The sequence below is a fragment of the Neptunomonas japonica DSM 18939 genome, assembly GCF_000422765.1.
GTDB lineage: Bacteria > Pseudomonadota > Gammaproteobacteria > Pseudomonadales > Balneatricaceae > Neptunomonas > Neptunomonas japonica.
The window spans coordinates 49,531-75,174 of sequence record NZ_AUGR01000016.1 but is presented as its reverse complement, the minus strand read 5'-3'; the positions used below and the strand labels follow the sequence as shown (position 1 = coordinate 75,174).

Sequence of the window (25,644 nt, the reverse complement as noted above, 5' to 3'; positions counted from 1 at the left end):
AACTGTTTACTCGCCCTCCAAACCTTGAATAGGTTTGGTTGTACTCCAACTTTTACAAGATGGACACTGCCATACCAGCGCCCGTCCAGAGAACCCACATTGCTGGCACAAGTAACGCGGCTTACTCGTTTCTAATGTACCAATCAAGCTACGCAACACCTTTAAACTGTCTCTGGCATTTTCGCTTCCATGCTCAATATGCATCGCTATTAATCGATTAAAACCTTTGATTGATGGGCGGTGTTTTAATTCGTCGGTAATAAATGAACCCGCAGCATATACCCCGCGGTCGTCCTTGATCACCTCAGCTAATGCCAAAATCACTGTTGCCGACGGTGCACTTGACAAACAGTGCAGCAAGTAGGCTTCATACTCTGTACGATTTTGTAGCGCAGAGTAACAACGCTCTAGATCTTTAATCGTTTCAGATACAAATTTTACATTTTGCTTTTCAACATTACGTAAAGCTCGTATCGCCGTTTTCCATTGTTGCTGCTCTATCGCAATACGTGATTGCAACAGTGAGCCACGTACCGATAGAGGGTCTAACTGCAGCCCCTGCTTTGTAAAATCAGCGGCTTCTTTATACTGCTGTTCTTTTAAGCTTTTTTCAGCCAACTCGCAATAGTAGTGCGCGCATTCATGACGGATATCGAGCGTTTCATCAGGATTAAGCTTTTGCGCTGTTTTCAACGCATCGTGCCATTCCTGTTCTTTTTCATACAGTTTAGTTAGCACAGTCAACGCTTTACGACGTGTTTCACGCGGGGGGTTCTGCTTAACGATATCTTTAAGAAGGCTTTCTGTGCGATCTAGTAAACCGACAGCATCATAGTCTAATGCAAGCGCCATCTGCACTCTGAGTGAATCTTGACGTGACAAATCTGGCCGAGCTAAGAGGTTTTGATGAATATTAATAGCACGCTCAACATCGCCTTTACGCCGGAATAATTTAGCTAAAGCTAAATGAGCAGGAATAGTTTCACTGTTCACTTCGAGCGCGCGAATAAAGCTTTCTATTGCTGCATCTGTTTTTTCGTTTAAAAGGTGATCAAGCCCTATAAAATAATCGCGGCCCAAAACACCTTCAGATGCAGGTTTCATTTCTTGACTAAAGCTTTTTCGTCCGAGTAACCAACCAATAAAAATAGCGATAACTAAGGGTACGATAAGCCATATATTTTGCACGTTATGCAGCGTCTTTAAGTGTAGCCGTCCTCAATTTATTAAGCTCTTTGTTAGTCGCATTAACTTTACGACGACTTCCCATCAAACGAGCCTTAAGAGAAACAACAGCAACACTGCTCAGCAAGATTCCAGATATTCCGCCTACAACAAAAGCAGCTATCAACCAAAGCGACAAGCTCGCTTCAGGCAATGTAATAAACACCAAATCAATCGATACTTTTTCAGTGTTATGTATCGTGAACATAATGCCCACCATCAAAATAACAGCTGATAGTAGGAATACTATTAAGATTTTTAACCAACGCACTATGTAACCTCCAAATACTACTTTATAACGGTCTTAACACCGCTTAAAAGCCTTGTTCAATACTCTCATTAACCTGCTCTCGCAATTCCTTTCCTGGTTTAAAGTGAGGAACATATTTAGCCGTTAGCGATACAGAGTCACCCGTTTTAGGATTCCTCCCTATACGAGGTGCTCGAAAATGAAGAGAAAAACTACCAAAACCGCGAATTTCTATGCGGTCACCATTGGCCAGTGATTCTGTCATATGGTCAAGCATTGCTTTAACTGCTAGCTCTACATCTTTTACAGAAAGTTCAGGATGCCGATCAATCAGATGCTCTATCAATTCTGATTTTGTCATTATACTCCCTCCGCTGCCTCATACACTATCATATCCCCCAACATGCCCTGTAAATTAGAAAGGCGCCTATAGCGCCTCAGGGTTCAGGAGTCCTTTTTACTCATCTGCTGCTTTATCAGATCACCAATAGTGGTAGGCCCTGCAGCCTCAACTACTTGCTGCTGTACTGATTGCAACGCTTCTTTCTCTTGCTGCAGTTCTTTCTGTTTTATAGAAAGACTGATTATTCTATTCTTGCTGTCAATGGCCGAAATAAACGCTGATAACGGGCTCCCAACGCTGAGATGCTCAGAAAGGTCATTAATGCGATCTCGCGAGTAATCTGCAACTTTCAAAACAGCTTCAACACCGTCTGCTAATTGCACGCTAGCTCTTTGCTTATCAACAGCCGTTACCGTGCCGCTTACTTCTTGCCCTTTCCCTTTCGTTAATACAAATTCACTAAAAGGGTCGCTTTCTAGTTGCTTAATACTCAAGGCTATACGGGAACGTTCAATGTCGATTGATACAACGACGGCCTCAACTTCTTCGCCTTTATGGTATTGCTTAACAGCCTCATCTCCTGGCAAGTCCCAAGACAAGTCTGAAAGATGAATCAGCCCGTCAATATTGCCATCAAGACCAAGGAAAACGCCAAAGTCGGTAATAGATTTAATGCGGCCGGTTAACTTATCACCCTTCTTATACTTCTCTGCAAAAGCATCCCACGGATTCTGCTGACATTGCTTTATTCCCAACGAGATACGGCGTCTCTCTTTGTCGATTGCTAACACCATTACATCGACTTCTTGTCCGACGTGCACCACCTTGGAAGGATGGATGTTTTTATTCGCCCAATCCATTTCAGACACATGCACTAACCCTTCAATGCCATCCGCTATCTGAGCAAAACAACCATACTCGGTCAGATTGGTTACACGGGCACTTTTCCTATCACCCACATTAATCGTAGCGATGGTTTCTTCCCACGGATCAGCCATTAACTGCTTGATACCTAAAGATACGCGTGTCCGCTCTGGGTCATATTTCAGTACTTTAACGTTAATTTCATCGCCAACCGTTAATACTTCACTTGGGTGTTTGACACGCTTCCAAGCAATATCAGTAATATGCAACAAGCCGTCAACGCCACCTAAATCTATAAATGCACCATAGTCTGTTAGGTTCTTAACAATACCTGTTAACTCAATGCCTTCCGCTAGCGTTGCAATCAACTGTTCACGATCAGCACTGTTTAACTCTTCAAGAACAGCACGGCGAGAAACAACAATGTTATTACGTTTTGCATCGAGCTTAACCAGCTTAAACTCAAGTTCTTTACCTTCGAGATGAGTACTGTCTCGTAGCGGTCGAATGTCTAACAATGAACCTGGCAAAAAAGCATCGACACTACCAACAGTTACCGTGAAACCACCACGAACCTTGCCGGTAATAGTCCCATTAATGGTTTCGCCTTTCTCGAAGGCTTGCTCGAGCACAGCCCACGCTTCGGCATGTTTTGCTTTATCACGGGAAAGTTTTGTTGCGCCGTAACCATCTTCAACACTTTCTAGTGCAACTTGGACTTCATCACCAACAACGACGGTAAGCTCGCCTTTATCGTTGTGAAATTGTGCTCGCGGTATTACACCTTCAGATTTAAGTCCTGCATGAACAACAACGAAATCATTCTCTATCGCTATTACTGTGCCGGTCACAATGGACCCAGGCGCCATATTCAGCCCTTGCAGACTCTCTTCGAAGAGATCAGCAAAACTTTCACTCATCTAAATACCCTCACAACGTTCGCTGCTGGTTATCAAATCCGTTTTTAAGGCTCTAGCGCAACCCCTTGTGACGTACTTCTTCTAGGACCGCACTCAGAACTTCTTCAATACTCATACTGGTTGAATCCAGTATCATCGCATCACTTGCAGGCTTTAATGGTGCAACACTTCTGTTCATATCACGCGTGTCACGTTCTTGCAAGTCTTCCAATATCACTTCAAGGCTAGCATCGAGCCCCTTATTTATCAACTGGTTATATCGTCTACTTGCTCTTTCTTGCACACTCGCATCTAAATATACTTTTAAGGTAGCAGTTGGGAAGACAACCGTTCCCATGTCTCGTCCATCTGCAATCAAGCCAGGCAATTCTGCAAAAGCACGCTGTCTTTCAAGTAGAGCCTGTCTTACCGGACCTATAGCCGCAATTTTAGAGGCATCATTTCCGATATTTTCATTACGAATAGCTTGAGTAACTTCCTCACCTTCAAGCACAATTTGAACACCGTCGTCACGAGTAGAAAACTGCACATCCAAATGAGCCGCTAATACCACTAAAGCCTCTACATCATCAATTGATACACCATGGTGACTGGCTGCCAGAGCTGTTAATCGATATAGCGCACCACTATCCAACAGTCTCCATTCTAATTTTTCTGCCAGCAACCTACACACAGTTCCCTTACCAGAACCACTAGGTCCATCAACGGTAATAACGGGCACACTCGTGTTAACTTGAGACATTCGTCTCCTCCTTATGAATGCGTATACCTGCTTTTTGAGCAATCTCAATAAACTCTGGAAATGAGGTTGCTACGTGACTGCAGGCTTCAATCGTTACTTCATCTTTAGCAATGGTACCTGCAACAGCAAATGCCATTGTTACTCTATGATCGTCATAACTACTAATATTTGCTCCCTGTAGTTTTCCGCCGGTGATAAGAATGTTATCGCTTTCAACAACAACATTTATTCCCATTCGCAACAGTCCTTGCTGCATTGCTTCAATACGATCACTTTCTTTATACCGTAGTTCTCCAACGCCTGTTAAACAGGTCACTCCAGTAGCTGCTGCTGCTGCAACAAAGATCACAGGAAACTCATCAATAGCAACCGACACTAACTCTTCAGGAATGGTAATCGCTTTCAATGGCGCATAACGCACATGCACATCAGCTACGGGTTCACCATTGAGTGTCATTGGGTTTTCTAGTGAAAGATCTGCCCCCATCATTTTCATGATTTCTAAAATACCCGAGCGGCTCGGATTAACCCCAACCTGCTCAATTACCAAATCAGAGCCTGGGTTAATAGCCGCCGCTACTATGAAAAAAGCAGCAGAAGAAATATCAGCAGGTATATCTAAATTTGTCGCTTTCAATATTTGCCCTGAAGCAATACTGACGACACTGTTCTGTGTGGTTAATTCAACTCCAAAGTTTTTCAACATCCGTTCGGTATGGTCACGCGTAATTGCGGGTTGCTTAATTTGCGTAACACCTTGAGCATACAACCCAGCCAGTAGCAGAGCTGATTTAACCTGGGCACTGGCTACTGGCATCTGATAATTAATACCTGATAATTGCTGACCACCTGATATGTAAACGGGCGCACCTCCATTTTCCGATGTATTAATAGAGGCACCCATTTCTCGTAAAGGTTCCGCGACTCTCTCCATCGGACGCTTTGACAAGGATTTGTCACCCAGTAACTCCGTATCAAATTGTTGCGCCGCTAACAAACCACTTAACAGTCGCATCGACGTACCTGAGTTACCTAAATACAAAGGCCCCGGAGGTGGATACAAACCATGAAGGCCAACGCCATAAATTTTTACAGCACCTTGATGAGGCCCTTCAATAACCACACCCATACTTCTAAAGGCTTGAACCGTTGCTAGACTGTCTTCACTTTCTAGAAAACCATTAATATTTGTCACGCCCTCTGCTAATGCACCCAAGACTACGGCCCGGTGAGACATTGATTTATCACCCGATACACTAATCCTACCTAGTAACGGTCCGGCGGAGCGAATGTGGAAGGTTACCTGCAAATTATGATGAGTTTGTGAATAAGCGGTACCCGTTAGCATTTTATTGAAATGCTCTCTGGCAGACTTAGCGCGCGTAAATACACCTAACATCGACTGACTGTCACCTTCAACAATAGCTCGGCGTAACGATGCCAAACCTTCGGTGAAGTTATCGATCTGATCCAATATTTGCTGCTTATTTGCTAAGCAAACGTCATGCCACATCGTCGGGTCTGAAGCCGCAATACGAGTAAAGTCTCGAAAGCCACCCGCGGCATAACGAAAGATCTCTGTACTGTCCTGCTCTTTAGCCAAGGTATCAACTAATGAAAACGCAAGAAGATGTGGTAGATGACTTGTTGCTGCAAGCACTTCGTCATGGCGTTCTATCGCCATTTGTAGCACTTCTGCCCCTGTGCTTTGCCACATACGAGCAATCAAGTGTGTTGCTCTTTTATCCGATTCAGGCAACGGAGTCAGTATGACCTTATGCTTTACAAATAACGTATCGTCAGCCGCCGCAACACCACTCTTCTCTGAACCCGCAATAGGATGCCCAGGAATAAAATTACGGGGAACTGAGCCAAATACATTTTGTGCTGCAACAATGACATTGCCCTTAGTACTACCCACATCAGTAATGACAGTATGAGGCTGAAGGTAAGGCTTTAAATCAAATAAGACAGCTTCAGTTGCTTTTACAGGAACGGCTAAAACAATAATATCAGCCGCCTTTACAGCGCTAGCAAAGTCATTACATCCTTCGTCGATTATACCGAGGTCAATACCTTGCTGAAGCTCATCCAGGTTACGATCGCAACCTACTACAACATTTGCAAAATGTTTCTTTTTAAGTGCTTTAGCTAAAGACCCGCCAATCAGGCCCAGACCTATAATTAATACACGATTGGCCATAAAGCTCACTCGGTTATGCTCCACTGCAGCCTAACGACTAGAAAAACTGGCTTCATATGCGCTCTTTATAATTTTTATAATACCGCTTTAGGGTAGGAACCCAACAGCTTCAACTCTACAGAGCTAGACTCTAACTCTGAAAGCACGCTCTGCACTTTTTCTTCTTCTACATGACCTTCAAAATCTATATAAAACATATAACTCCAACCACCCTGTTTAGCCGGCCGTGTTTCTATTCGGGTAAGGCTAATACCATGGCGGTGGAAAGGCTCTAAGAGTGTATAAAGAACACCTGGTGTGTCATGTGCTGACATTAATATTGATGTCTTATCATCGCCACTTGGGCCAATATCTTGATCGCCAATAATGAGAAAACGTGTTGTGTTATCAGACTGGTCTTCGATATTACGCTCTAGGATCTGTAAACCATATAACTCAACAGCCATATCACCAGCAATCGCAGCCGTACCGACTTCTTGAGCGGCCAGTCTTGCCCCTTCAGCATTAGAGCTAACCGTTATACGCTCTGCTTGTGGGTAATTCGTATCCAGCCAGCTTCGACACTGAGCAAACGATTCCTGGTGAGCATAGATACGATTTATGAGTTCTGGATCCGTATTTTCTTGCGCCAGTAAATGATGGTGAATTTTCAACTCCAACTCACCACAAATACGCAAATTAAAACGCTTAAACAGATCTAATGTATGAGTAGCCATACCCTCAGATGAGTTCTCAATTGGCACAACACCATAATGAGCAGCACCGGCCTCTACTTCTCTAAAAACCTGATCCAATGTGGCCATGGGTGCACTTTCAGCGGAAAGACCAAAATGCTTGAGTGCAGCTTGCTGAGTAAAAGTCCCTTCAGGCCCAAGAAACGAAATTCGCATGGGCTTTTCAAGCGCGAGGCAAACAGACATGATTTCGCGAAATAAACGCGCCACTTCTTTATCAGCTAGTGGGCCTTCGTTTCGCTCCATTACCCGCTTAAGCACCTGCGCTTCTCGTTCTGGGCGGTAAAAAACAGCAATCTCTTCACCTTGATACTGCTCTTTCACTTCAGCTACATTTTGCGCACACATAGCTCGCTGATTCAGCAGCACATGGATTTGCTTATCGATCGAATCAATCTGGTCGCGCAGTACTTTGAGCGCCTGTTCTTGTTCAGTCATCCAAAGATCCTATTTCAACAGATTAACTATGTTTACGTTCAAACTCAGCCATAAATGCTATCAAAGCATCCACAGCGGATTCAGGTACTGCGTTATAAATACTGGCACGCATACCACCTACAGAGCGATGCCCTTTCAAATTAAGTAGCCCTGCTTGATCAGCTTCCTCAATAAAACGCTTATCTAGGTCCGCATCTGTAAGCGTAAAAGGAACATTCATCCAAGAGCGATTAGCAACCGCTATAGGATTGGCATAGAAAGTACTTTGATCAATAGCTGCATAGAGTTTTTCTGCTTTACGCTGATTGATAACCTGCATCCCTTCAACGCCACCTTGACGTTTAAGCCATTGAAAAATCAAACCCGCTAAATACCAGCCGAAAGTTGGCGGAGTGTTATTCATTGAATCCGCTGCAGCATGTACTGAATAATCAAACATAGTCGGAGCACTAGGTAGCATTTGACCAATCAAATCATCACGCACAATAACAACGGTCAAACCAGCAGGGCCAATATTTTTTTGCGCGCCGGCATAGATCAAACCAAAGCGAGACACGTCGATAGATCGCGACAGAATACTGGATGACATATCCGCCACTAATGGCACATCACCGGTCTCAGGAATATAGTCGAACTCAACACCCCCAATCGTTTCATTCGGCGTGTAATGTACATAAGCCGCTTCAGGATTTAGTTCAAGCTCATTCTGAGAGGGCGCTGATGTAAAGTTATTATGCTCAGTTGTTGCAGCAATATTCACTTCACAATAGCGCTTAGCCTCAGCGATAGCCTTTTTAGACCATACGCCGGTATTTATATAATCAGCTGTCTTTTTATCGCGTAAGAGGTTCAGTGGAATCATCGAGAACTGAGTAGTAGCACCACCTTGCAAGAACAACACTTTATAGTTGTCTGGTATCTGCATGAGCTCACGAAGATCTTGCTCTGCTTGCTCGGCAACTGAAACATACTCTTTGCTACGATGGCTCATTTCCATAATGGAGAGCCCATGCCCATGCCAATCGAGCATCTCTTCCTGTGCCTGCTTTAAAACCTCTTCGGGTAGAGCTGCAGGCCCTGCACTGAAATTCAACTTACGGATCATTTCTACTTTTTCTCTTAAATTTACCAAGCATAAATAATAAGCGCGGCCTCAGCCGCGCTTATTAACTTACTCTGCGTCGGGTTCTGCTTCGCTTTCATCATCAGAAGGTATTACAGCATCTTGTGCTGCTGTTACCTCTTCAGCACCTTCAACTACGCTACCTTCAACAACATTACCTTCGGCATCCAAAACAACGCCTTCGCCATCCAGATCACCTTCATCTGGCACTTCAGGCTCTTCAATTCGCGCCAAACTCACCAGATTTTCATCTCCGGCAACACGAATTAACATCACACCTTGTGTGTTACGGCCCAAGACAGATATCTCAGAAGTGCGTGTGCGAACCATGGTTCCCTGATCACTGATCAGCATCACATCATCGCCTTCAAAGACCTGTACTGCACCAGCCAAGTTACCGTTACGATCAGTACACTGCATACCAATCACACCTTGGTTACCACGCCCTTTACAAGGGAAGTCTTCAACCGCTGTCTGCTTACCAAAACCTCGCTCAGACGCTGTTAATACCTTGCCACCTTCCTGAGGAATAATCAGAGAGATCACACGTGCAGCACCTTTCATCTTAACACCGCGTACACCACGCGCTGTACGCCCCATCGCACGGACTTCACCTTCATGGAAACGCGCTACTTTACCGGCATCTGTTACCAGCAGAATATCGTCATCTCCTTCAGTGATAGCAGCACCAATTAGCGCATCATCGTCGAGTAGATCAACAGCGATTAAACCAGATGATCTTGGGCGTGAGAAGTTGACCAAAGAGGTCTTCTTAACAGTACCACTCGCTGTTGCCATAAAGACAAAACGGTCTTCACTGTATTCATTTACCGGAAGAATAGTCGATATACGCTCACCTTCATCCAGTGGCAAAATATTTACAATTGGTCGACCACGAGCAGCACGACTCGCTGGCGGTATCTCAAATACCTTCAACCAGTAAACCTTACCTTTATTGGTAAAACACAAAATAGTGGCATGTGTACTTGCGATAAGAAGATGCTCAACAAAATCTTCATCTTTTACTGCAGTTACTGATTTACCTTTACCGCCACGGCGCTGTGACTGGTAGTCAGTTAGCGGTTGCGTCTTCGCATAACCACCATGAGAGATGGTTACCACCATATCTTCTTCTGTGATTAGGTCAGCAACGGTCAAATCACGTCGAGACGCAATAATCTCAGTACGACGTTCATCACCAAACTCGGCCACAATCGCTTCTAGCTCTTCGCGAATCACTTCCATCAAACGCGTATAAGAACCCAAGATTTCAAGTAGCTCAGCAATTTTAACCAGCAGTTCTTGGTATTCGTTAATCAGTTTCTCATGTTCGAGGCCAGTCAAACGATGTAGTCGAAGATCCAGAATAGCCTGTGCCTGTACTGGAGAAAGGTAATATTTGCCTTCGCGCATACCGAACTGCGGATCTAGATCATCAGGGCGGCAAGCATTCTCACCAGCGCGCTCAAGCATATCAACAACAGAACCAGGCGCCCACGCCATCTCTGTCAGTCGCTCCTTAGCTTCTGAGGGTGTTGGAGACTGCTTGATTAGCTGGATAACTTCATCAATATTAGCTAATGCAATAGCTAAACCTTCTAGAACATGACCTCGCTCACGCGCTTTGCGTAGCAAGTAAACAGTACGACGCGTCACGACTTCTCGGCGATGGCGGATAAAGTTTTCGATCAGTTCTTTTAGGTTCAGAATTTTTGGCTGACCATCAACCAATGCCACCACATTTATACCAAACACACCTTCCATCTGTGTTTGTGCAAACAGGTTATTAGCAATGACTTCTGGCATTTCGCCACGTTTTAATTCGATATAGATTCGCATACCATCTTTATCGGATTCATCGCGTAGCTCACTGATACCTTCTAGTTTTTTCTCTTTTACTAGCTCCGCGATTTTCTCAATCAAGCGGGCTTTATTTAATTGATAAGGTATTTCAGTCACAATAATGGCACTACGGCCTTTACTGTTTTCTTCTACATGGTACTTGGAGCGAATATAGATACGGCCACGGCCGGTACGATACGCCTCAAGAATACCTGCGCGCCCGTTAATAATAGCGCCCGTTGGGAAGTCAGGACCTGGAATATATTCCATTAACTCATCAACGGTGAGTTCTGAGTTTTCTATAAGTGCAAGGCAACCGCTGACAACTTCGCGCAAGTTATGCGGCGGGATATTAGTCGCCATACCTACTGCAATACCAGAAGATCCATTGACCAATAGGTTAGGAACACGCGAAGGCAACACTTCTGGAATAAACTCTGTGCCATCGTAGTTAGGTACGAAGTCGACAGTTTCTTTATCTAAGTCAGATAGCAGCTCATGGGAGATTTTATCCATGCGAATTTCGGTATATCGCATTGCTGCTGCTGAATCGCCATCGACGGAACCGAAGTTACCTTGTCCATCTACCAGCGTATACCGCATCGAAAAATCCTGCGCCATACGTACAATGGTGTCATAAACAGCACTATCACCATGCGGGTGATACTTACCAATTACATCACCCACCACACGTGCAGATTTTTTATACGGTTTATTCCAGTCATTGCTAAGCTCACTCATCGCAAACAAAACACGACGGTGAACAGGCTTTAAGCCATCACGGACATCAGGCAAGGCCCGGCCAACGATAACACTCATGGCATAATCGAGATAAGACTGTTTCATCTCATCTTCGATATTTACCGGCAAAATTTCTTTGGTTAAATCACCCATGCGTTTCAGCTTTCCTTGATTCGGTCTGCTAATCTTGATTCGTTCTAGTCAATCAAGCCCAGAAAAACAGGACCTGTTTTTAACCGAACGAGTATACCACAAGATTTCAAAAAGATTCCCGCAAAATGAATATGTTGCGCTAGCTGTTTAAGAGCACTAGCCAGTGTTAGAATAGAGCCATTCGAAATACTATTCAGATACCATTCCCTATGACCGATCAAACTTATTCTGCAAACATTGACCCTTCTGAAATTGCCAAATTTGAAGAATTGGCTAGCCGGTGGTGGGACAAAGACAGTGAGTTCAAACCACTTCATGATATCAACCCATTACGTGTTGGCTATATCGACCGCATTGCATCACTTGCTGGAAAAAAAGTACTAGATGTAGGCTGCGGCGGTGGGATTCTATCTGAATCCATGGCTGTACGTGGCGCAGAAGTGTCTGGTATAGATATGGGGGCAGCACCACTTAAAATAGCCAAGTTGCACGGCTTAGAAAGCGGCGTATCGGTTAAGTACCAACAAATCACCGCAGAAGAGATGGCAGAAGCTAACCCAGCAACATTTGATGTTGTCACCTGCATGGAAATGCTAGAGCACGTTCCTGACCCATCCTCTATTGTTCAGGCATGTGCCAAAATGGTAAAGCCAGGCGGACATGTATTTTTCTCAACGCTGAACCGCAACCCAAAGAGCTACCTATTTGCCATATTAGGTGCAGAACATGTGCTAAAGCTCGTTCCACAAGGCACTCATGACTTTAAAAAATTCATTCGCCCATCAGAACTAGCTACGTGGATTCGCCAATCAAAACTTAAAGCTAACGACATTACGGGCATGACGTACAACCCGTTCACCAAGCAGTATCGCCTAGACACTACTGATGTCGACGTCAACTTTATCATTGCGACCACTCGCCCTGAGCTATAAACGTGAAAATAAGTAAAACAAAAAAACCGGAAGCCGTTCTGTTCGACCTTGATGGAACGCTTCTTGATACTGCACCTGACTTTCACTGGGTTATCAACCAGCTGCTGACCAAGAACAATCTGCCAGAACAACCTTACGTAGAATTACGCAAGCACGTTTCTAATGGCGCAAACGCCATGCTAAAAGCAGCATTCAGGCTCAGCGATGACGATAGCAAACTACCGAGGCTGAATCAGCAGATGCTCAGTCTTTATGCTCAACACCTAGCCAGCGACAGCAAATTATTTCCTGGTATTGAATTACTACTGGCCACATTAGAAGAAAAACAAATCCCCTGGGGCATTGTCACCAACAAGCCTGAACGCTTCACCACACCTATTTTAGATACTTTAAAACTAAGCATACGAAGCGCAAGTACCATCTGCCCAGACCATGTAACCAAAACCAAACCTGATCCTGAACCACTATTTTTGGCTTGCCAGCAAATACAGGCAGCTCCACAAAATTGTATTTATATTGGTGACCATATACGTGATATAGACGCCGGAAATCGCGCAGACATGTTCACAATTGGCGCATTATATGGCTATATTAACGAATCGGAGAACTCTGATAGCTGGAATGCTAACGCCTATGTTAAGCATGCAGATCAGATTCTATCTGTAATAGACGCGCATTTTTGAGAGCCGTCGTAACGAATAAGGACGCTTTCGATGTTTGAATACAACGCTCCCAACAACCTTCTTGAAAACAAAGTAATCCTTGTCACAGGCGCTGGCGACGGCATCGGACGCGCTGCTGCATTAACATATGCCGCACATGGCGCCACTGTCATACTCGTAGGCAAAACAACCGAAAAGCTGGAAAACGTTTACGACGAAATAGAAGCCGCAGGCGGCCCCAAGCCCGCCATAGTACCGCTCAACTTAGAAACAGCGACTGAGCATGACTATATTGATCTAACTAACATCTTAGACAATGAGTTTGGACATATTGACGGATTACTACACAACGCCTCACTACTTGGTGTAAGAACGCCCATAGAGTCATATGACCCTATCATTTGGCAACAGGTCATGCAGGTAAACATCAACGCTCCGTTTATCCTAACGCAAACGCTTATGCCTCTATTACACCGCTCTGAGAATGCATCCATCATCTTCACCTCCTCAGGAGTAGGAAGAAAAGGGCGTGCATACTGGGGTGCTTATAGCGTTTCAAAGTTTGCTACTGAGGGCCTTATGCAGGTCATGGCAGACGAAGTGGAAAACACCGCCAACATTAGAGTTAACTGCATTAACCCTGGCGCTACACGCACTAAAATGCGTGCCTACGCATACCCTGGCGAACAACCAGAAACCAATCCAGAACCAGCCAGCATTATGCCGCTATACCTGTATCTAATGGGTAGCGATAGCAATGATTTGAACGGCCAATCGCTAAACGCTCAATAATCTATCGCCTCGTCGCATTATGAAAGCCATAAAAAACGCAGCCTTTTGGCTGCGTTTTTATTGTAACTTTTACTTTAAAAAGATTAGTCCTTACGGTGCTTAGGCCCAACAGAATGACGTATCTGTTGATGCTTATAGCGACGCTCAAGCTTTTCTTTTTCTGCCGGCTTCATTCGCACAGGTTTTTTCTGATCAATACCCAGCTTGCTAGCCAACACTTTAATATCTTTTGAGGTAAGCTCTTTCCAGGTTCCTGCCTTAACATCACTAGGCAAAAATAGTGAACCGTAGCGCACACGCTTTAGACGACTCACTTGCAAGCCCTGCGACTCCCACAAGCGACGTACCTCACGGTTTCGCCCTTCCATTACCACACAGTGATACCACTTATTAGCGCCATCACCATCAAAGAAACGAACATCTGTAAATTTAGCCATTCCATCTTCAAGTAAAACACCTTCTTTAAGACGCGTTAGCATCTCTTCAGGCACATTACCCAAAACACGCACAGCATATTCGCGATCAATATTAGCAGATGGGTGCATCATCATATGCGCCAACTCGCCATCGGTTGTAAACACCAGTAAACCACTGGTATTCAAATCCAAACGCCCTATAGCAATCCAACGCCCTGTTCTTAACGGGGGAAGGTGATCATAAACAGTAGGACGCCCTTCTGGGTCGTGCCGAGTAGACACTTCACCAACAGGCTTATTATAAATTAGTACTCGACGAGGGCTTTCAGCTTCAGAAACAATATTTGCTGCCCGCCCATTTACTTGAATCTGGTCGCGATGACTAACCCGATCCCCCAATGTTGCAGTGCGTCCATTTACGGACACCCGCCCCTCACCTATCCAGCGCTCCATCTCACGACGTGAGCCATATCCAGAGCGCGCCAACACTTTTTGTAACTTTTCATCTGACATGTGACGCTCCTACGCAGAAAACAAAAAAGCTCTTCAGCAAAAACCGAAGAGCTTATAATAACAAATCACAAACGATAGAATTACTTAATTAAGCAAGCATCTTTAGTAACACCATGCGTATCAAAGTATTCTTGGAAAGCCAATGGCGTTCTACCACGACCAGACCATTCATGCGTATCGCCATTTGCATCTATAATACGGTATTTAGCTTCTACTTTTTTCTTAGGAGAAGTTGCTACCAAGTCTTTAATATCATCAAAGCCTATACCCGCTTCTTGCATCGTTTTGCGAATCATATCGATTTTCGCATTTTTCTCACGATCAGCTTCTGCACGCTCTAATTCAAATGCTTCTTTTTCTTTCAGTATATCTGAAAGATCAACGATTATTTTTTCAATGTCCGTTATTGATAAGTCCTGACACTGCTTACGCAGAGAATTCTTCCTTGTTAAGATTTTTACGATATCAGTCATTATTCAACTCAATAAATATTAATTAGCTTGCAAGGCATTATCGTCAAATAAAATATTAATTCAAGAAATTAACATTTTATTACATAATATAATTAACAATAATAGCGTATTTATTCAAAATCGGAAATATCACCCGCTCCTTCTCTGATAACTTCAGGTTGATCATCCATTAAACCAATAACCGTTGTAGCCGCTACCCCGCAATAACCACCGTCAATAACCAAGTCTATTTCATGCTGTAATAAGTCACGAATATCATAAGGATCTGAAAGCGGCTCCTCATCTCCTGGCATAATTAAAGAGGTGCTCATAATAGGCTCACCCAGTGCTTCTAGTAGCGCCTGAGCTATTTTATTATCCGGAATTCGTAAGCCAATCGCTCTCCTTTTAGGATGCAGTAAGCGCCTAGGAACTTCTGTTGTCGCTTTTAATATAAAAGTATAGGCGCCCGGAGTATGCGCTTTTAAAAGCCTATACATCTGATTATCTACTTTTGCATAGGTTCCGATTTCACTTAAATCACGACAAACCAATGTAAAATTATGCTTATCATCCAACTTGCGAATACGCTTTATTTTATCAAGCGCTGACTTATCACCTAAATGACATCCTAGCGCATAAGCACAATCCGTTGGGTATACAATAACCCCACCCTTATTAATAATATCCACCGCCTGCTGAATTAGCCTTTTTTGCGGATTTTCTGTGTGTATCTGAAAAAACTGGCTCACAATATAACCCCAAAGTTAATATCCACTAACGAATCGCATCTAATACATGCGGTAGATGCTCTGGTACTCTCGGAAAACGCCCCAACCCTGTCCAATGATAATCAGGGTTATGAAAATCACTCCCACCAGAGGCCATTAACTGATGCTTCTCAACCAAAATAGATAGCGACTTTTGATGATCCGCCGTCACTGCCGGATAACCAACTTCTAATGCATCGCCACCCAACTCACTAAACTGCGCCACTAAATAGCGAACTTTATTCAAGGTTAAATTATATTTCGTAGGGTGAGCCAATATGCTTACACCACCCGCCTCATGAATAATTTCAATAATTGAAGCAAGCTGCGGCCACTCAACCTTAACATCACCTTTTTTACCCGCTCCTAAGTATTTTTTAAATGCTTGTTGCTGATCGCTTACCAAACCCATATTTAAGAGCGCTTGCGCAAAATGAGGCCGCCCTATTTGCCCTCCACCTGAGCACTCAATGGCTGCCTCGAGCAAGTCAGGTAAACCCGCTTTATGTAAGCGTAATGCTATCGCTTTGGCCCGCTCCATACGTAATCGGTCAAGCCCCAGCAAATGGGCATATAATCGTTCGTTGGCTGCATCAAGATTTAAACCAACCACATGAACCACCTGTTTATCTAATCGACAGGTTAACTCCACACCAGAAATCAGCTCTATATCAGCGCTAAACCCTGAACTGATCAATGCTTGATAACCGCTCATGGAGTCATGATCTGTCAACGCCATCAGCTTTACACCCGCCTCGCTCGCTTTTTCTATCAGCACTTGCGGCGCTAAAGTCCCGTCCGACGCGGTCGAGTGAGTATGAAAGTCATAAGAATGTGCCAGCATATCAATTCCGGGTTTATAAGCAGGAGACAGCTCTATATACTTTAGAGCCCTTTAACTAATTATACGACTATGAAACTACTTCTCGACTTTTTCCCAATAATTATTTTTTTCGGCGTGTACAAGTACACGGATGATATCATCATGGCAACTGCCGTACTGATTCCAGCAACCCTGATTCAGATGCTTTACACATGGTTCAAAGAGCACAAAATCGAAAAAATGCAGTTAGTCACTCTAGTGCTTGTCATAATAATGGGCGGCGCTACTGTTATATTTCAAGACAAGACCTTCATTCAATGGAAACCTACTGTCGTCAACTGGTTGTTTGGAATCGCTTTCCTAGGAAGCCAATTCATCGGTACTAAAACCATTATTGAAAGGATCATGTCTGGTAATATCGAATTACCTCAACATGCGTGGAAAACACTTAATATAGCCTGGGTTGCCTTCTTCCTTGCCATGGGTGTGATCAACTTGGCTGTTGCCTATAATTTTTCCGAAGAAACATGGGTCAACTTTAAGCTATTTGGCATGCTAGGGCTCACTATTGTATTTATAGTCCTTCAGGGGCTTTATATGTCTAAATATATAAAGAACACAGACTAGGAAACCTTACCTTATGTTTTACGCTATTATCGCTGAAGACAAACCCGGCACTCACGATGCTCGCATGGCCGCCAGACCCGACCACCTCAGTAGATTGGTTGCACTGAAAGACCAAGGCAAGCTATTTGTAGCGGGCCCACATCCCGCTATTGATTCAGAGGATCCAGGATCAGCCGGCTTTACTGGCAGCCTTGTGATTGCAGAGTTTGACTCATTAGCGCAGGCACAAGACTGGGCTAACACCGACCCTTATGTGGCCGCCGGAGTTTATGCCAAAGTCACTGTAAAGCCTTATAAGAAAGTATTGCCCTAAATAAAAGCTAAATTATTAATAATAGTGGCTTTAAATGGTTCCAAACTTGCGACAGTCAACGTAAAATACTATAAAGCTTATGTATATGAATGTTTTCCCATTTTTAGATCTGCTAAACGTAGATTAATAGACAGTGGGCTAGATTCATGAAATATTACGAATGCTATAACCCACTTTTTACAAGGATATTAATATGAAAAAGCTCGCTATGACCGCAGGTTTCGCTCTTGCGATGAGCATGTCAGCTGCTGCCCTGGCTCACCCAGTAAACAGCGGTTACGTTACTGACTCTGGTGATACTGTATGGCGCACAGGTTTTGGTGAGTGCTGGCATACTGGTACCTGGGGACAAGACGACGCAACAGTTGAAGGTTGTGACGGTTACCAGAAAATGACTGCCGCTGCTCCAGCTCCAACACCAGCTGCTCCAGCTCCAGCAATGATGGCTGCTGACAAAAAATTCGCTGTATTCTTTGATTTCGATAGCGCTGTTGTAGATAGCGTTTCTGACATCGCTAACTACGTTAACGGTTTGGCTACTGTTAAGAGCATCCGCTTAATCGGTAACGCTGACCCTATCGGTTCAAGCGCATACAATGACGCCCTATCTCGTCGTCGTGCTGACAACGTTGCAGCAGCTCTTCGCTCTGCTGGTGTTGATAGCAACGCTATGACTGTTGACGCTCTAGGTGAAACTGCTCCTATCGCTCAATGCTCTGGCCGTGGTGCTGCTTTAATCAGCTGCCTACGTGCTGATCGTCGCGTAGACGTTCAGATCTCTGGCAAGAAGTAATACTTTGCTTTTAGAAAAAGGCTGACCCTGTGTCGGCCTTTTTTTTAATCTTTTTTTAGCAGGTGATTATATGCGTGCCCTTAAAACACTTATTTTAGCAGCCGGCCTATTATTACTAAGCCTCAATAGTTTTTCAGCCCCTCTCTACAACGATCAAAAAGTTGTCTATCACATGAATTATCATGATGAGAGCCGCATCGCCGAAACAATGACTAACATATCAAACCACCTTCAATCACTTGGAGAAGAGCATATTGATATCAAGGTAGTCGTTCACGGTAGAGCCATTGAATATTTTATGGACGCAGTAGAGGATCAAGCAAAACAGATAAGCATAGACTCCCTTCGCCTTAGGGATGTGCAGTTTATCATGTGCGGCAATACACTTGATGGCTATAATATTACTCGCGAAGATCTATACGAAGTGGAAGAAGAAGATGTTGTTCAAGCAGGCTTACCTACCATTGTTGATCTACAACAGAAAGGCTACATATACGTGCGCCCATGAAAATCAAAGACTGGCTATCATTTACGTCAACCCCTCAAATTTCAGCTCAAGCATTAAACAAACAGCTGAGCGAGGAACATCACAACCTATTCTTACTTGATGTACGCAGCCATACTGAGTGGAAATTAAGCCATATTCCTTCAAGTCATTCCAACTCGGTTTTTAACGTAAACCTATCCAATATCCCCAAAGATAAAACCATTATTTGTATCTGCCTAACAGCCCACCGAAGTACGCCGGTTGTTAGAGAACTATTACGTCATGGATATGATGCCTACGAACTCCACGGCGGAATGCGACTCTGGTGGAAACACAATTTCCCTACAGAAAATTCATAAAAAAGGCAGCTAGATTAGCTGCCTTTTAAATGGATCTATTCAGTATTTAGCTAAGCGACTAACCAACCCAAACACGCGCATTACGGAACATCCGCATCCACGCCCCATCTTCACTCCACTCATCTGGAGCCCAAGAGTTTTGAACTGCTCTAAAGACACGCTCAGGGTGAGGCATCATAATAGTGACGCGACCATCAGGCGTAGTCAGTCCTGTAATACCGCCCACAGAACCATTTGGATTCAGAGGGTATTCTTGCGTAACCTTACCGTAGTTATCTACATACTTTAAGGCAACCGTACCGGACGACTGCAACGCCGCCAACTGCTCAGAGGAAGCAAACTCCGCATGCCCTTCTCCATGCGCTACAGCGATTGGCATACGTGAACCTTCCATTCCTTTCAAGAAAATAGAATCACTTTCTTGCACTTCAACCGTAGCAACACGCGCTTCAAACTGCTCAGACATGTTGCGTACAAAGTGAGGCCACAGCTCAGCACCAGGAATAAGCTCGTGCAAGTTGGACAGCATCTGACAACCATTACAAACCCCTAGCGTGAATGTGTCTTCACGCTTGAAAAATGCACTAAATTGCTCGCGCGCAAGCTGATTGAAAAGAATGGATTTAGCCCACCCCTCTCCTGCCCCCAATACATCACCGTACGAGAAACCACCACATGCCACTAAGCCTTTAAACGCATCTAAAGAAACACGCCCTTCAAGAATATCGCTCATATGAACATCAATAGTCGCAAAACCTGCACGATCAAACGCAGCCGCCATCTCTATCTGGCCATTAACGCCTTGCTCACGAAGAATAGCAACGCGCGGACGCTCACCAGAGGCAATTAGAGGCGCTGCCACATCTTCATTAACATCATATGACAATGCAACTTGAATACCTGGATCTGCTTTATCCAACACACGATCAAATTCTTGGTCTGCACACGAAGAGTTATCACGCAAAGACTGTAAACAATAAGAAGTTTCAGACCACCAACGCTGTAGCTGCACACGCGACGCACTATAAATCTCATCTTCATCAAAGTGCAGACGTATCTCATCATCAGAGTTAGTCGACCCTACAACCATGACAATATCACCCAAGCCTGCAGCGTTTAACTCCACCAATACACGCTCAGTATCTTCACGCCTTACCTGAATAACTGCACCCAACTCTTCATTAAAGAGAGACGCAAGCCATTCTGATTTATCTTCAGCAATCAGGTCTAGATTAAGATCAACACCAACATGCCCTGCAAAAGACATTTCAGTAATAGTTGCTAACAACCCACCATCAGAACGGTCATGATAAGCCAACAACAGCCCTAAGTTATTAAGCTCTTGAATAGCAGAAAAGAATGTCGCCAACTGCTGTGCATCATCGACATTAGGCACCGTCGTACCAACGCGGTTATAAACCTGCGCCAAGGCAGATAAACCCAAACGGTTTTTGCCATTACCAAGATCAAGCAGAATCAGATCTGTATGCCCCTGATCAGAACGCAACTGCGGTGTTAACGCTTTACGCGCGTCAGTCACAGGAGCAAAACCAGAAATAATTAGTGATAGTGGCGCCGTTACGCTCTTATCTTCCTCACCATCTTTCCATACCGTGCGCATCGACATAGAGTCTTTACCCACGGGCACAGTAATACCTAGCTCAGGACACAGCTCCATACCGACAGCTTTCACCGTGTCATACAGCTTCTCATCTTCACCGGGATGCCCTGCAGCACACATCCAGTTAGCTGATAGCTTCACATCGGAAATATCAGCGATAGGCGCTGCTGCAATATTTGTTAGCACTTCACCAATAGCCATTCGCCCTGAAGCGGCAGCATCAACCAACGCGAGCGGCGTGCGCTCACCCATAGCCATCGCTTCTCCGGCATAAGTATCATATGCAGCAGTAGTAACAGCACAATCAGCTACAGGAACCTGCCAAGGACCCACCATCTGATCACGTGCAACCTGCCCAGTAATGGAACGGTCACCAATGGTGATCAAGAATGATTTTGAGGCTACCGCCGGGAACTTAAGAACACGCTCAATTGCTTCACCCAGCTGAATATCGCTTGTTACGAATTCAGGCACTTGATAAGCAATACGCTCTACTGATCGATGCATTTTTGGCGGCTTACCAAAAAGCACGTTCATTGGCAGATCAACAGGCTTATTATCAAAGTGCGTATCACCAAGCGTTAAGTGATGCTCAGCAGTCGCATCCCCAACAACAGCATATGGGCAACGCTCGCGCGCGCACAAAGCTTCAAAACGCGCCATATCTTCTGGCTTAACAGCCATGACATAACGCTCTTGAGCTTCGTTACACCAGATCTCCAAAGGAGACATGCCTGGCTCATCATTATTCACATTACGCAGTTCAAAATGCCCACCACAACCGCCATCTTTAACAAGCTCAGGGAATGCGTTAGACAAACCACCTGCCCCAACATCATGGATAAATGCGATAGGGTTGTTTTCCCCTTGCTGCCAGCAGCGATCAATTACTTCCTGACAACGACGTTCCAGTTCAGGATTGTCACGCTGAACCGATGCAAAATCTAAATTCTCAGAAGACGTACCCGATGACATAGAAGATGCAGCACCACCTCCCAGACCAATTAACATGGCAGGACCGCCCAAGCAGATCAACTTAGCACCCACACTAATCTGGCCTTTATCAACGTGACCATCACGGATATTGCCCATACCACCGGCAATCATGATCGGCTTGTGGTAACCACGTACTTCTTCACCTGCAGCACCATTAACTTTTTGCTCGAATGTTCTGAAATAACCTGTCAGATTTGGACGACCAAACTCATTATTGAATGCAGCTCCGCCGATAGGTCCTTCAAGCATGATATCTAAGGCAGAAACGATACGCCCCGGCTTACCGTACTGAGACTCCCAAGGCTGACCAAAACCAGGAATATTAAGATCTGAAACCGTAAACCCAGACAAGCCTGCTTTTGGTTTACCACCTTTACCTGTTGCACCCTCATCACGGATTTCACCACCGGAACCAGTTGCCGCACCAGGATGCGGAGCAATAGCCGTAGGATGGTTATGTGTTTCCACCTTAATCAAGATATGTATATCTTCCTGATTAGCAGAATACTCAGCAGTTTGTGGATCTGGGAAGAAACGCCCTGCTTTACTTCCCGCAATAACAGCCGCGTTATCAGAATAAGCCGACAGTACATTTTCGCCGCCCAACTCATTCGTATTACGAATCATAGAAAAGAGTGATTTTTCCTGCGCTTCGCCATCAATATCCCACGACGCATTAAAAATCTTATGACGGCAATGCTCAGAGTTTGCTTGCGCAAACATCATCAACTCAACATCAGAAGGGTCACGCTGTAATGTAGTAAAGCTAGAAACTAGATAATCAATTTCATCTTCAGCCAGCGCTAAACCCAAATCAACATTGGCTTTGGCTAATGCCTTATGACCATCTCCCTTAATGCTAATAAGGTTAAGAGGCTTAGGCTGAGTATGAATAAACAACTCACCGGCAGCTTCAATATCAGACAATACACGCTCAACCATACGGTCATGTAACAGCGCTGCCACAGCAGATTTTTGCTCTTCAGATAGTGCAGCCGATGATTCAACAGAGTAAGCGACACCTCTTTCGAGACGATTAATTTTGCTTAGGCCGCAATTTCTGGCAATATCTGTTGCCTTGCTTGACCAAGGAGAGATAGTACCGGGACGAGGGACAACCAATTGCATCAAGCCTGCAGGCTCTTGAACCTCGGCTTTAGGGCCATAACGAAGAATACGAGACAGTATTTGCTGCTCGTCATCAGTCAACTCTTCAGAGATGTCGGCAAAGTGATAAAATTCACCATAAACAGCGGTCACTACAGAAATTTCACTCTGTAAAGCGGCTAACAGTTTATCGTGACGGAAGGCAGAAAGAGCAGGCGCTCCACGCATTACTAGCATGTTGATCTCGAGCCTCTTGAATGAGCAAAAACAGACAGGAAAGAAAACAGGCATTTTACCCGAAATTATCACTTGAGTACCAGAAAACCACCCTATGTTATTTAACTTACGCAGAAGAAAAGACGTTTTACACCTGCTGACGATCCTCGTGATCATCAGTTTGCCTGCGCTTGTCAGTTATAACACCATATCTCAGCTCGAAGTGATCCAAGCCAACGGCAGCATCAGAGTCGCCACACGCAATACTCCTAGCGCTTACTACATTGATAAAAGCGGACCTGCCGGATTCGAATATGAGCTAGCGAAGGCCTTTGCAGATGATTTGGGTGTAGAAATAGACCTCATCATCCCAGACACTATCAATGGACTTTTCCAAACCATTGAGAAGCGTGACGCCCATATCGTGGCCGCGGGCATTAATATTTCCAGTGCACGACAAACTTCTTTTGAATTCTCCACGCCTTATGCTGAAAGTATTTCCACTGTCATCTACCGCCTAAAACAAGGCATCCCAGCCCCCAAAAGCGTTGATGACCTAATAGACAAAAAAACACTTGTACTAGCAAACTCAATTCAAGAAGAGCAACTTGAAAATATAAAATCTGCACATCCTAACTTAGCTTGGCAAGCAACTAGCGAATTAACCAACACAGATATTCTCGACAAGGTATTTTCGCAAGAAGTCGATTACGCCATCGTTGATTCAAGCGTTTACGAGTCTCAAAGCTCATTCTACCCCGGCTTAAACTCTGCATTTACTATTGGCAAAAGCCAACCTATCGCCTGGGTACTAACACCAAACCAAGACGGATCTCTCAAACGCGCGGTTAATAAGTTTCTGGAAAAGCCCAAAACAAAAACGTTAATCAAAAGCCTAAAAGAGAAATACTTCGAAAAACGCAACCCTCTCAACTATTTTGACACGGTCACATTTAAGCAAGACATGGAAACTCGCCTTTCCTGTTTAGAGCAGTATTTCTATATGGCTGAACAAGAAACAGACTTTGATTGGATGCTATTAGCCTCAATTGCTTACCAAGAGTCGCACTGGAAAGCCGATGCGGTATCACCAACTGGCGTAAGGGGCATCATGATGCTCACCAATGCGGCAGCAAAAGAAGTCGGGGTTGCTGACCGAACTGACCCTATTCAAAGCATTCGGGGGGGCGCTGAATACTTACTCAATGTGAAAAGGAAAATCCCTGAGCGCATAAAGGAGCCTGACCATACATGGTTTGCGCTAGCTGGGTACAATGTAGGCTTTGGACATTTAGAAGATGCCAGAGTACTGACACAACGTGCCAATAAAGATCCTGACAAGTGGGATGATGTTAAAGAGTTTTTACCACTACTGTCTAAGAAGAAATATTTTTCTACCGTCAAATACGGCTACGCACGCGGCCAAGAGCCGGTTCAGTACGTTGCAAACATCAAGAAATATATAGAGTTACTTGAGTGGGAAAAGCAGATTCAGCAAATAAGAAAAGCACGCGACGCATCATTACGCGCTGAGCAGAAAGCTAAAACCGAACCCGCTGCACTGATTGAACTACAAAGCATTCCTGCAACGCTATAATTTTTGATCCGCGTCTTGATCTTTATCACGACGCTTTTGCGCTCGTCTACTTTTGAAAAACTGACTTAGTTTCTTACTACAGACATCTGCTAACACTCCTGCGGTATGCTCTACGTTATGATTTAGCCAGCCCTGCTCTAAGAAGTGCTGCTGACTCACAATTACGCCAGCTTTGGGCTCGTAAGCACCAAAAATCACCCGACGGACACGCGCATGCACCATAGCCCCAGCGCACATAGAGCAAGGCTCAAGCGTCACATAAAGATCTGCATTAACAACCCGATAATTACCTACATTAGATGCAGCTTCTCGTAGCGCTATTATCTCAGCATGCGCGGTAGGATCATGAAGACCAATCGGCTGATTCCAGCCTTGCCCGATGATTTCTCCATCTAATACCACAACAGCACCTACTGGCACCTCACCAAGCTCTGCAGCCTTATCAGCAAGCAACAAAGCTTTTAACATCCACCCCTGATCTATTAATTCTTGCTGAGAGCCTGACTGAGACTCTTCACTCTCTTCAACTACACCTTGATCGTCTTTGTGCTGCATTTAACTATTCCACCACACCCACAAAAAAGCTCACCT

General features: G+C 44.5%; 24 protein-coding genes. 9 read left to right on the top strand and 15 right to left on the bottom strand.

The window, feature by feature from the left end; translation table 11 throughout:
* Positions 1–6: 6 nt before the first annotated feature.
* From lapB to gyrA, 9 genes are all read right to left on the bottom strand, one after another.
* Positions 7–1,188 carry a lipopolysaccharide assembly protein LapB gene (gene lapB, locus G511_RS0111485; protein WP_028469742.1) on the bottom strand — a complete coding sequence of 394 codons (1,182 nt, stop codon included), beginning with the start codon at positions 1,186–1,188 and terminating at the stop codon, positions 7–9.
* Position 1,189: 1 nt separating this feature from the next.
* On the bottom strand, positions 1,190–1,432 hold the full coding sequence (locus G511_RS0111480) for a LapA family protein (RefSeq protein WP_245573969.1): 243 nt from the start codon (positions 1,430–1,432) through the stop codon (positions 1,190–1,192).
* Between the two features lie 106 nt (positions 1,433–1,538).
* Positions 1,539–1,835 (bottom strand): integration host factor subunit beta, encoded by a 297-nt coding sequence (locus G511_RS0111475; protein WP_028469740.1) that lies wholly within the window; start codon positions 1,833–1,835, stop codon positions 1,539–1,541.
* A gap of 83 nt (positions 1,836–1,918) precedes the next feature.
* Positions 1,919–3,601, bottom strand: a complete 1,683-nt coding sequence (rpsA, locus tag G511_RS0111470) for a 30S ribosomal protein S1 (RefSeq protein ID WP_028469739.1) — start codon at positions 3,599–3,601, stop codon at positions 1,919–1,921.
* 52 nt (positions 3,602–3,653) lie between these two features.
* A complete protein-coding gene (cmk, locus tag G511_RS0111465) occupies positions 3,654–4,343 on the bottom strand; it encodes a (d)CMP kinase (protein ID WP_028469738.1) in 690 nt (229 codons plus the stop codon).
* Positions 4,330–6,546, bottom strand: coding sequence for a bifunctional prephenate dehydrogenase/3-phosphoshikimate 1-carboxyvinyltransferase (locus G511_RS0111460; protein WP_036551946.1), 2,217 nt, complete (start codon positions 6,544–6,546; stop codon positions 4,330–4,332). The genes cmk and G511_RS0111460 overlap by 14 nt, the downstream gene beginning before the upstream one ends.
* A 74-nt stretch (positions 6,547–6,620) precedes the next feature.
* Positions 6,621–7,718 (bottom strand): prephenate dehydratase, encoded by a 1,098-nt coding sequence (gene pheA, locus G511_RS0111455; protein WP_028469736.1) that lies wholly within the window; start codon positions 7,716–7,718, stop codon positions 6,621–6,623.
* Positions 7,719–7,740: 22 nt separating this feature from the next.
* Positions 7,741–8,823, bottom strand: a complete 1,083-nt coding sequence (gene serC, locus G511_RS0111450; RefSeq protein ID WP_028469735.1) for a 3-phosphoserine/phosphohydroxythreonine transaminase — start codon at positions 8,821–8,823, stop codon at positions 7,741–7,743.
* A 66-nt stretch (positions 8,824–8,889) separates the two neighbouring features.
* Positions 8,890–11,577, bottom strand: coding sequence for a DNA gyrase subunit A (gyrA, locus tag G511_RS0111445; protein ID WP_028469734.1), 2,688 nt, complete (start codon positions 11,575–11,577; stop codon positions 8,890–8,892).
* A gap of 209 nt (positions 11,578–11,786) precedes the next feature.
* Between gyrA and ubiG the strand changes: the two genes are divergently transcribed.
* Genes ubiG through G511_RS0111430 form a run of 3 tightly spaced genes read left to right on the top strand, consistent with a single transcriptional unit; the run spans position 11,787 to position 13,963 of the window.
* Entirely contained in the window at positions 11,787–12,509 is a 723-nt protein-coding gene (gene ubiG, locus G511_RS0111440; protein WP_028469733.1) for a bifunctional 2-polyprenyl-6-hydroxyphenol methylase/3-demethylubiquinol 3-O-methyltransferase UbiG, read from the top strand.
* 2 nt (positions 12,510–12,511) lie between these two features.
* Positions 12,512–13,192: an HAD family hydrolase gene (locus G511_RS0111435; RefSeq protein ID WP_028469732.1), complete on the top strand. Its 681-nt coding sequence runs from the start codon at positions 12,512–12,514 to the stop codon at positions 13,190–13,192.
* 30 nt (positions 13,193–13,222) lie between these two features.
* Positions 13,223–13,963, top strand: a complete 741-nt coding sequence (locus G511_RS0111430) for a YciK family oxidoreductase (protein WP_028469731.1) — start codon at positions 13,223–13,225, stop codon at positions 13,961–13,963.
* Between the two features lie 83 nt (positions 13,964–14,046).
* Here the strand turns inward: G511_RS0111430 and rluB are convergent, their stop codons facing one another.
* The 4 genes from rluB to G511_RS0111410 all read right to left on the bottom strand — a co-directional run bounded on the left by rluB (position 14,047) and on the right by G511_RS0111410 (position 16,958).
* Positions 14,047–14,892, bottom strand: a complete 846-nt coding sequence (gene rluB, locus G511_RS0111425) for a 23S rRNA pseudouridine(2605) synthase RluB (protein WP_028469730.1) — start codon at positions 14,890–14,892, stop codon at positions 14,047–14,049.
* 80 nt (positions 14,893–14,972) lie between these two features.
* Complete coding sequence (locus G511_RS0111420) at positions 14,973–15,365, bottom strand: H-NS histone family protein (RefSeq protein WP_028469729.1); 393 nt, start codon at positions 15,363–15,365, stop codon at positions 14,973–14,975.
* A gap of 110 nt (positions 15,366–15,475) precedes the next feature.
* Positions 15,476–16,096: an L-threonylcarbamoyladenylate synthase gene (locus tag G511_RS0111415; RefSeq protein WP_028469728.1), complete on the bottom strand. Its 621-nt coding sequence runs from the start codon at positions 16,094–16,096 to the stop codon at positions 15,476–15,478.
* Between the two features lie 25 nt (positions 16,097–16,121).
* A complete protein-coding gene (locus G511_RS0111410; protein ID WP_036551924.1) occupies positions 16,122–16,958 on the bottom strand; it encodes a PHP domain-containing protein in 837 nt (278 codons plus the stop codon).
* A gap of 69 nt (positions 16,959–17,027) precedes the next feature.
* Here G511_RS0111410 and G511_RS0111405 point away from each other — a divergent pair, with 69 nt between their 5' ends.
* From G511_RS0111405 to G511_RS24225, 5 genes are all read left to right on the top strand, one after another.
* Complete coding sequence (locus G511_RS0111405; RefSeq protein WP_028469726.1) at positions 17,028–17,564, top strand: septation protein A; 537 nt, start codon at positions 17,028–17,030, stop codon at positions 17,562–17,564.
* A gap of 13 nt (positions 17,565–17,577) precedes the next feature.
* A complete protein-coding gene (locus G511_RS0111400) occupies positions 17,578–17,877 on the top strand; it encodes a YciI family protein (protein WP_028469725.1) in 300 nt (99 codons plus the stop codon).
* A gap of 193 nt (positions 17,878–18,070) precedes the next feature.
* Positions 18,071–18,670 (top strand): OmpA family protein, encoded by a 600-nt coding sequence (locus G511_RS0111395; RefSeq protein WP_028469724.1) that lies wholly within the window; start codon positions 18,071–18,073, stop codon positions 18,668–18,670.
* A gap of 70 nt (positions 18,671–18,740) precedes the next feature.
* Entirely contained in the window at positions 18,741–19,178 is a 438-nt protein-coding gene (locus G511_RS0111390; protein WP_028469723.1) for a DsrE family protein, read from the top strand.
* Entirely contained in the window at positions 19,175–19,516 is a 342-nt protein-coding gene (locus tag G511_RS24225) for a rhodanese-like domain-containing protein (RefSeq protein ID WP_084629090.1), read from the top strand. Before G511_RS0111390 ends, G511_RS24225 begins: the two co-directional genes overlap by 4 nt.
* Before the next feature lie 58 nt (positions 19,517–19,574).
* Here G511_RS24225 and purL read toward each other — a convergent pair whose 3' ends face one another.
* Entirely contained in the window at positions 19,575–23,477 is a 3,903-nt protein-coding gene (purL, locus tag G511_RS0111385) for a phosphoribosylformylglycinamidine synthase (RefSeq protein WP_028469722.1), read from the bottom strand.
* Between the two features lie 94 nt (positions 23,478–23,571).
* Between purL and mltF the strand changes: the two genes are divergently transcribed.
* Positions 23,572–25,053 carry a membrane-bound lytic murein transglycosylase MltF gene (gene mltF / locus G511_RS0111380; RefSeq protein ID WP_028469721.1) on the top strand — a complete coding sequence of 494 codons (1,482 nt, stop codon included), beginning with the start codon at positions 23,572–23,574 and terminating at the stop codon, positions 25,051–25,053.
* Here the strand turns inward: mltF and tadA are convergent.
* Positions 25,048–25,608: a tRNA adenosine(34) deaminase TadA gene (gene tadA / locus G511_RS0111375; protein ID WP_084629089.1), complete on the bottom strand. Its 561-nt coding sequence runs from the start codon at positions 25,606–25,608 to the stop codon at positions 25,048–25,050. The genes mltF and tadA overlap by 6 nt on opposite strands.
* Positions 25,609–25,644 lie beyond the last annotated feature (36 nt).

What these genes read in the sequence shown, in the direction of transcription:
- G511_RS0111475 (WP_028469740.1), bottom strand. Translation starts at nt 1,835, where the DNA reads ATGACAAAATCAGAATTGATAGAGCATCTGATTGATCGGCATCCTGAA.
- G511_RS0111390 (WP_028469723.1), top strand. Translation starts at nt 18,741, where the DNA reads ATGCGTGCCCTTAAAACACTTATTTTAGCAGCCGGCCTATTATTACTA.
- ubiG (WP_028469733.1), top strand. Translation starts at nt 11,787, where the DNA reads ATGACCGATCAAACTTATTCTGCAAACATTGACCCTTCTGAAATTGCC.
- cmk (WP_028469738.1), bottom strand. Translation starts at nt 4,343, where the DNA reads ATGTCTCAAGTTAACACGAGTGTGCCCGTTATTACCGTTGATGGACCT.
- G511_RS0111460 (WP_036551946.1), bottom strand. Translation starts at nt 6,546, where the DNA reads ATGGCCAATCGTGTATTAATTATAGGTCTGGGCCTGATTGGCGGGTCT.
- G511_RS0111430 (WP_028469731.1), top strand. Translation starts at nt 13,223, where the DNA reads ATGTTTGAATACAACGCTCCCAACAACCTTCTTGAAAACAAAGTAATC.
- G511_RS0111400 (WP_028469725.1), top strand. Translation starts at nt 17,578, where the DNA reads ATGTTTTACGCTATTATCGCTGAAGACAAACCCGGCACTCACGATGCT.
- rpsA (WP_028469739.1), bottom strand. Translation starts at nt 3,601, where the DNA reads ATGAGTGAAAGTTTTGCTGATCTCTTCGAAGAGAGTCTGCAAGGGCTG.
- purL (WP_028469722.1), bottom strand. Translation starts at nt 23,477, where the DNA reads ATGCTAGTAATGCGTGGAGCGCCTGCTCTTTCTGCCTTCCGTCACGAT.
- rluB (WP_028469730.1), bottom strand. Translation starts at nt 14,892, where the DNA reads ATGTCAGATGAAAAGTTACAAAAAGTGTTGGCGCGCTCTGGATATGGC.
- G511_RS0111410 (WP_036551924.1), bottom strand. Translation starts at nt 16,958, where the DNA reads ATGCTGGCACATTCTTATGACTTTCATACTCACTCGACCGCGTCGGAC.
- mltF (WP_028469721.1), top strand. Translation starts at nt 23,572, where the DNA reads ATGTTATTTAACTTACGCAGAAGAAAAGACGTTTTACACCTGCTGACG.
- pheA (WP_028469736.1), bottom strand. Translation starts at nt 7,718, where the DNA reads ATGACTGAACAAGAACAGGCGCTCAAAGTACTGCGCGACCAGATTGAT.
- gyrA (WP_028469734.1), bottom strand. Translation starts at nt 11,577, where the DNA reads ATGGGTGATTTAACCAAAGAAATTTTGCCGGTAAATATCGAAGATGAG.
- G511_RS0111480 (WP_245573969.1), bottom strand. Translation starts at nt 1,432, where the DNA reads ATGTTCACGATACATAACACTGAAAAAGTATCGATTGATTTGGTGTTT.
- G511_RS0111395 (WP_028469724.1), top strand. Translation starts at nt 18,071, where the DNA reads ATGAAAAAGCTCGCTATGACCGCAGGTTTCGCTCTTGCGATGAGCATG.
- G511_RS24225 (WP_084629090.1), top strand. Translation starts at nt 19,175, where the DNA reads ATGAAAATCAAAGACTGGCTATCATTTACGTCAACCCCTCAAATTTCA.
- G511_RS0111405 (WP_028469726.1), top strand. Translation starts at nt 17,028, where the DNA reads ATGAAACTACTTCTCGACTTTTTCCCAATAATTATTTTTTTCGGCGTG.
- G511_RS0111420 (WP_028469729.1), bottom strand. Translation starts at nt 15,365, where the DNA reads ATGACTGATATCGTAAAAATCTTAACAAGGAAGAATTCTCTGCGTAAG.
- serC (WP_028469735.1), bottom strand. Translation starts at nt 8,823, where the DNA reads ATGATCCGTAAGTTGAATTTCAGTGCAGGGCCTGCAGCTCTACCCGAA.
- tadA (WP_084629089.1), bottom strand. Translation starts at nt 25,608, where the DNA reads ATGCAGCACAAAGACGATCAAGGTGTAGTTGAAGAGAGTGAAGAGTCT.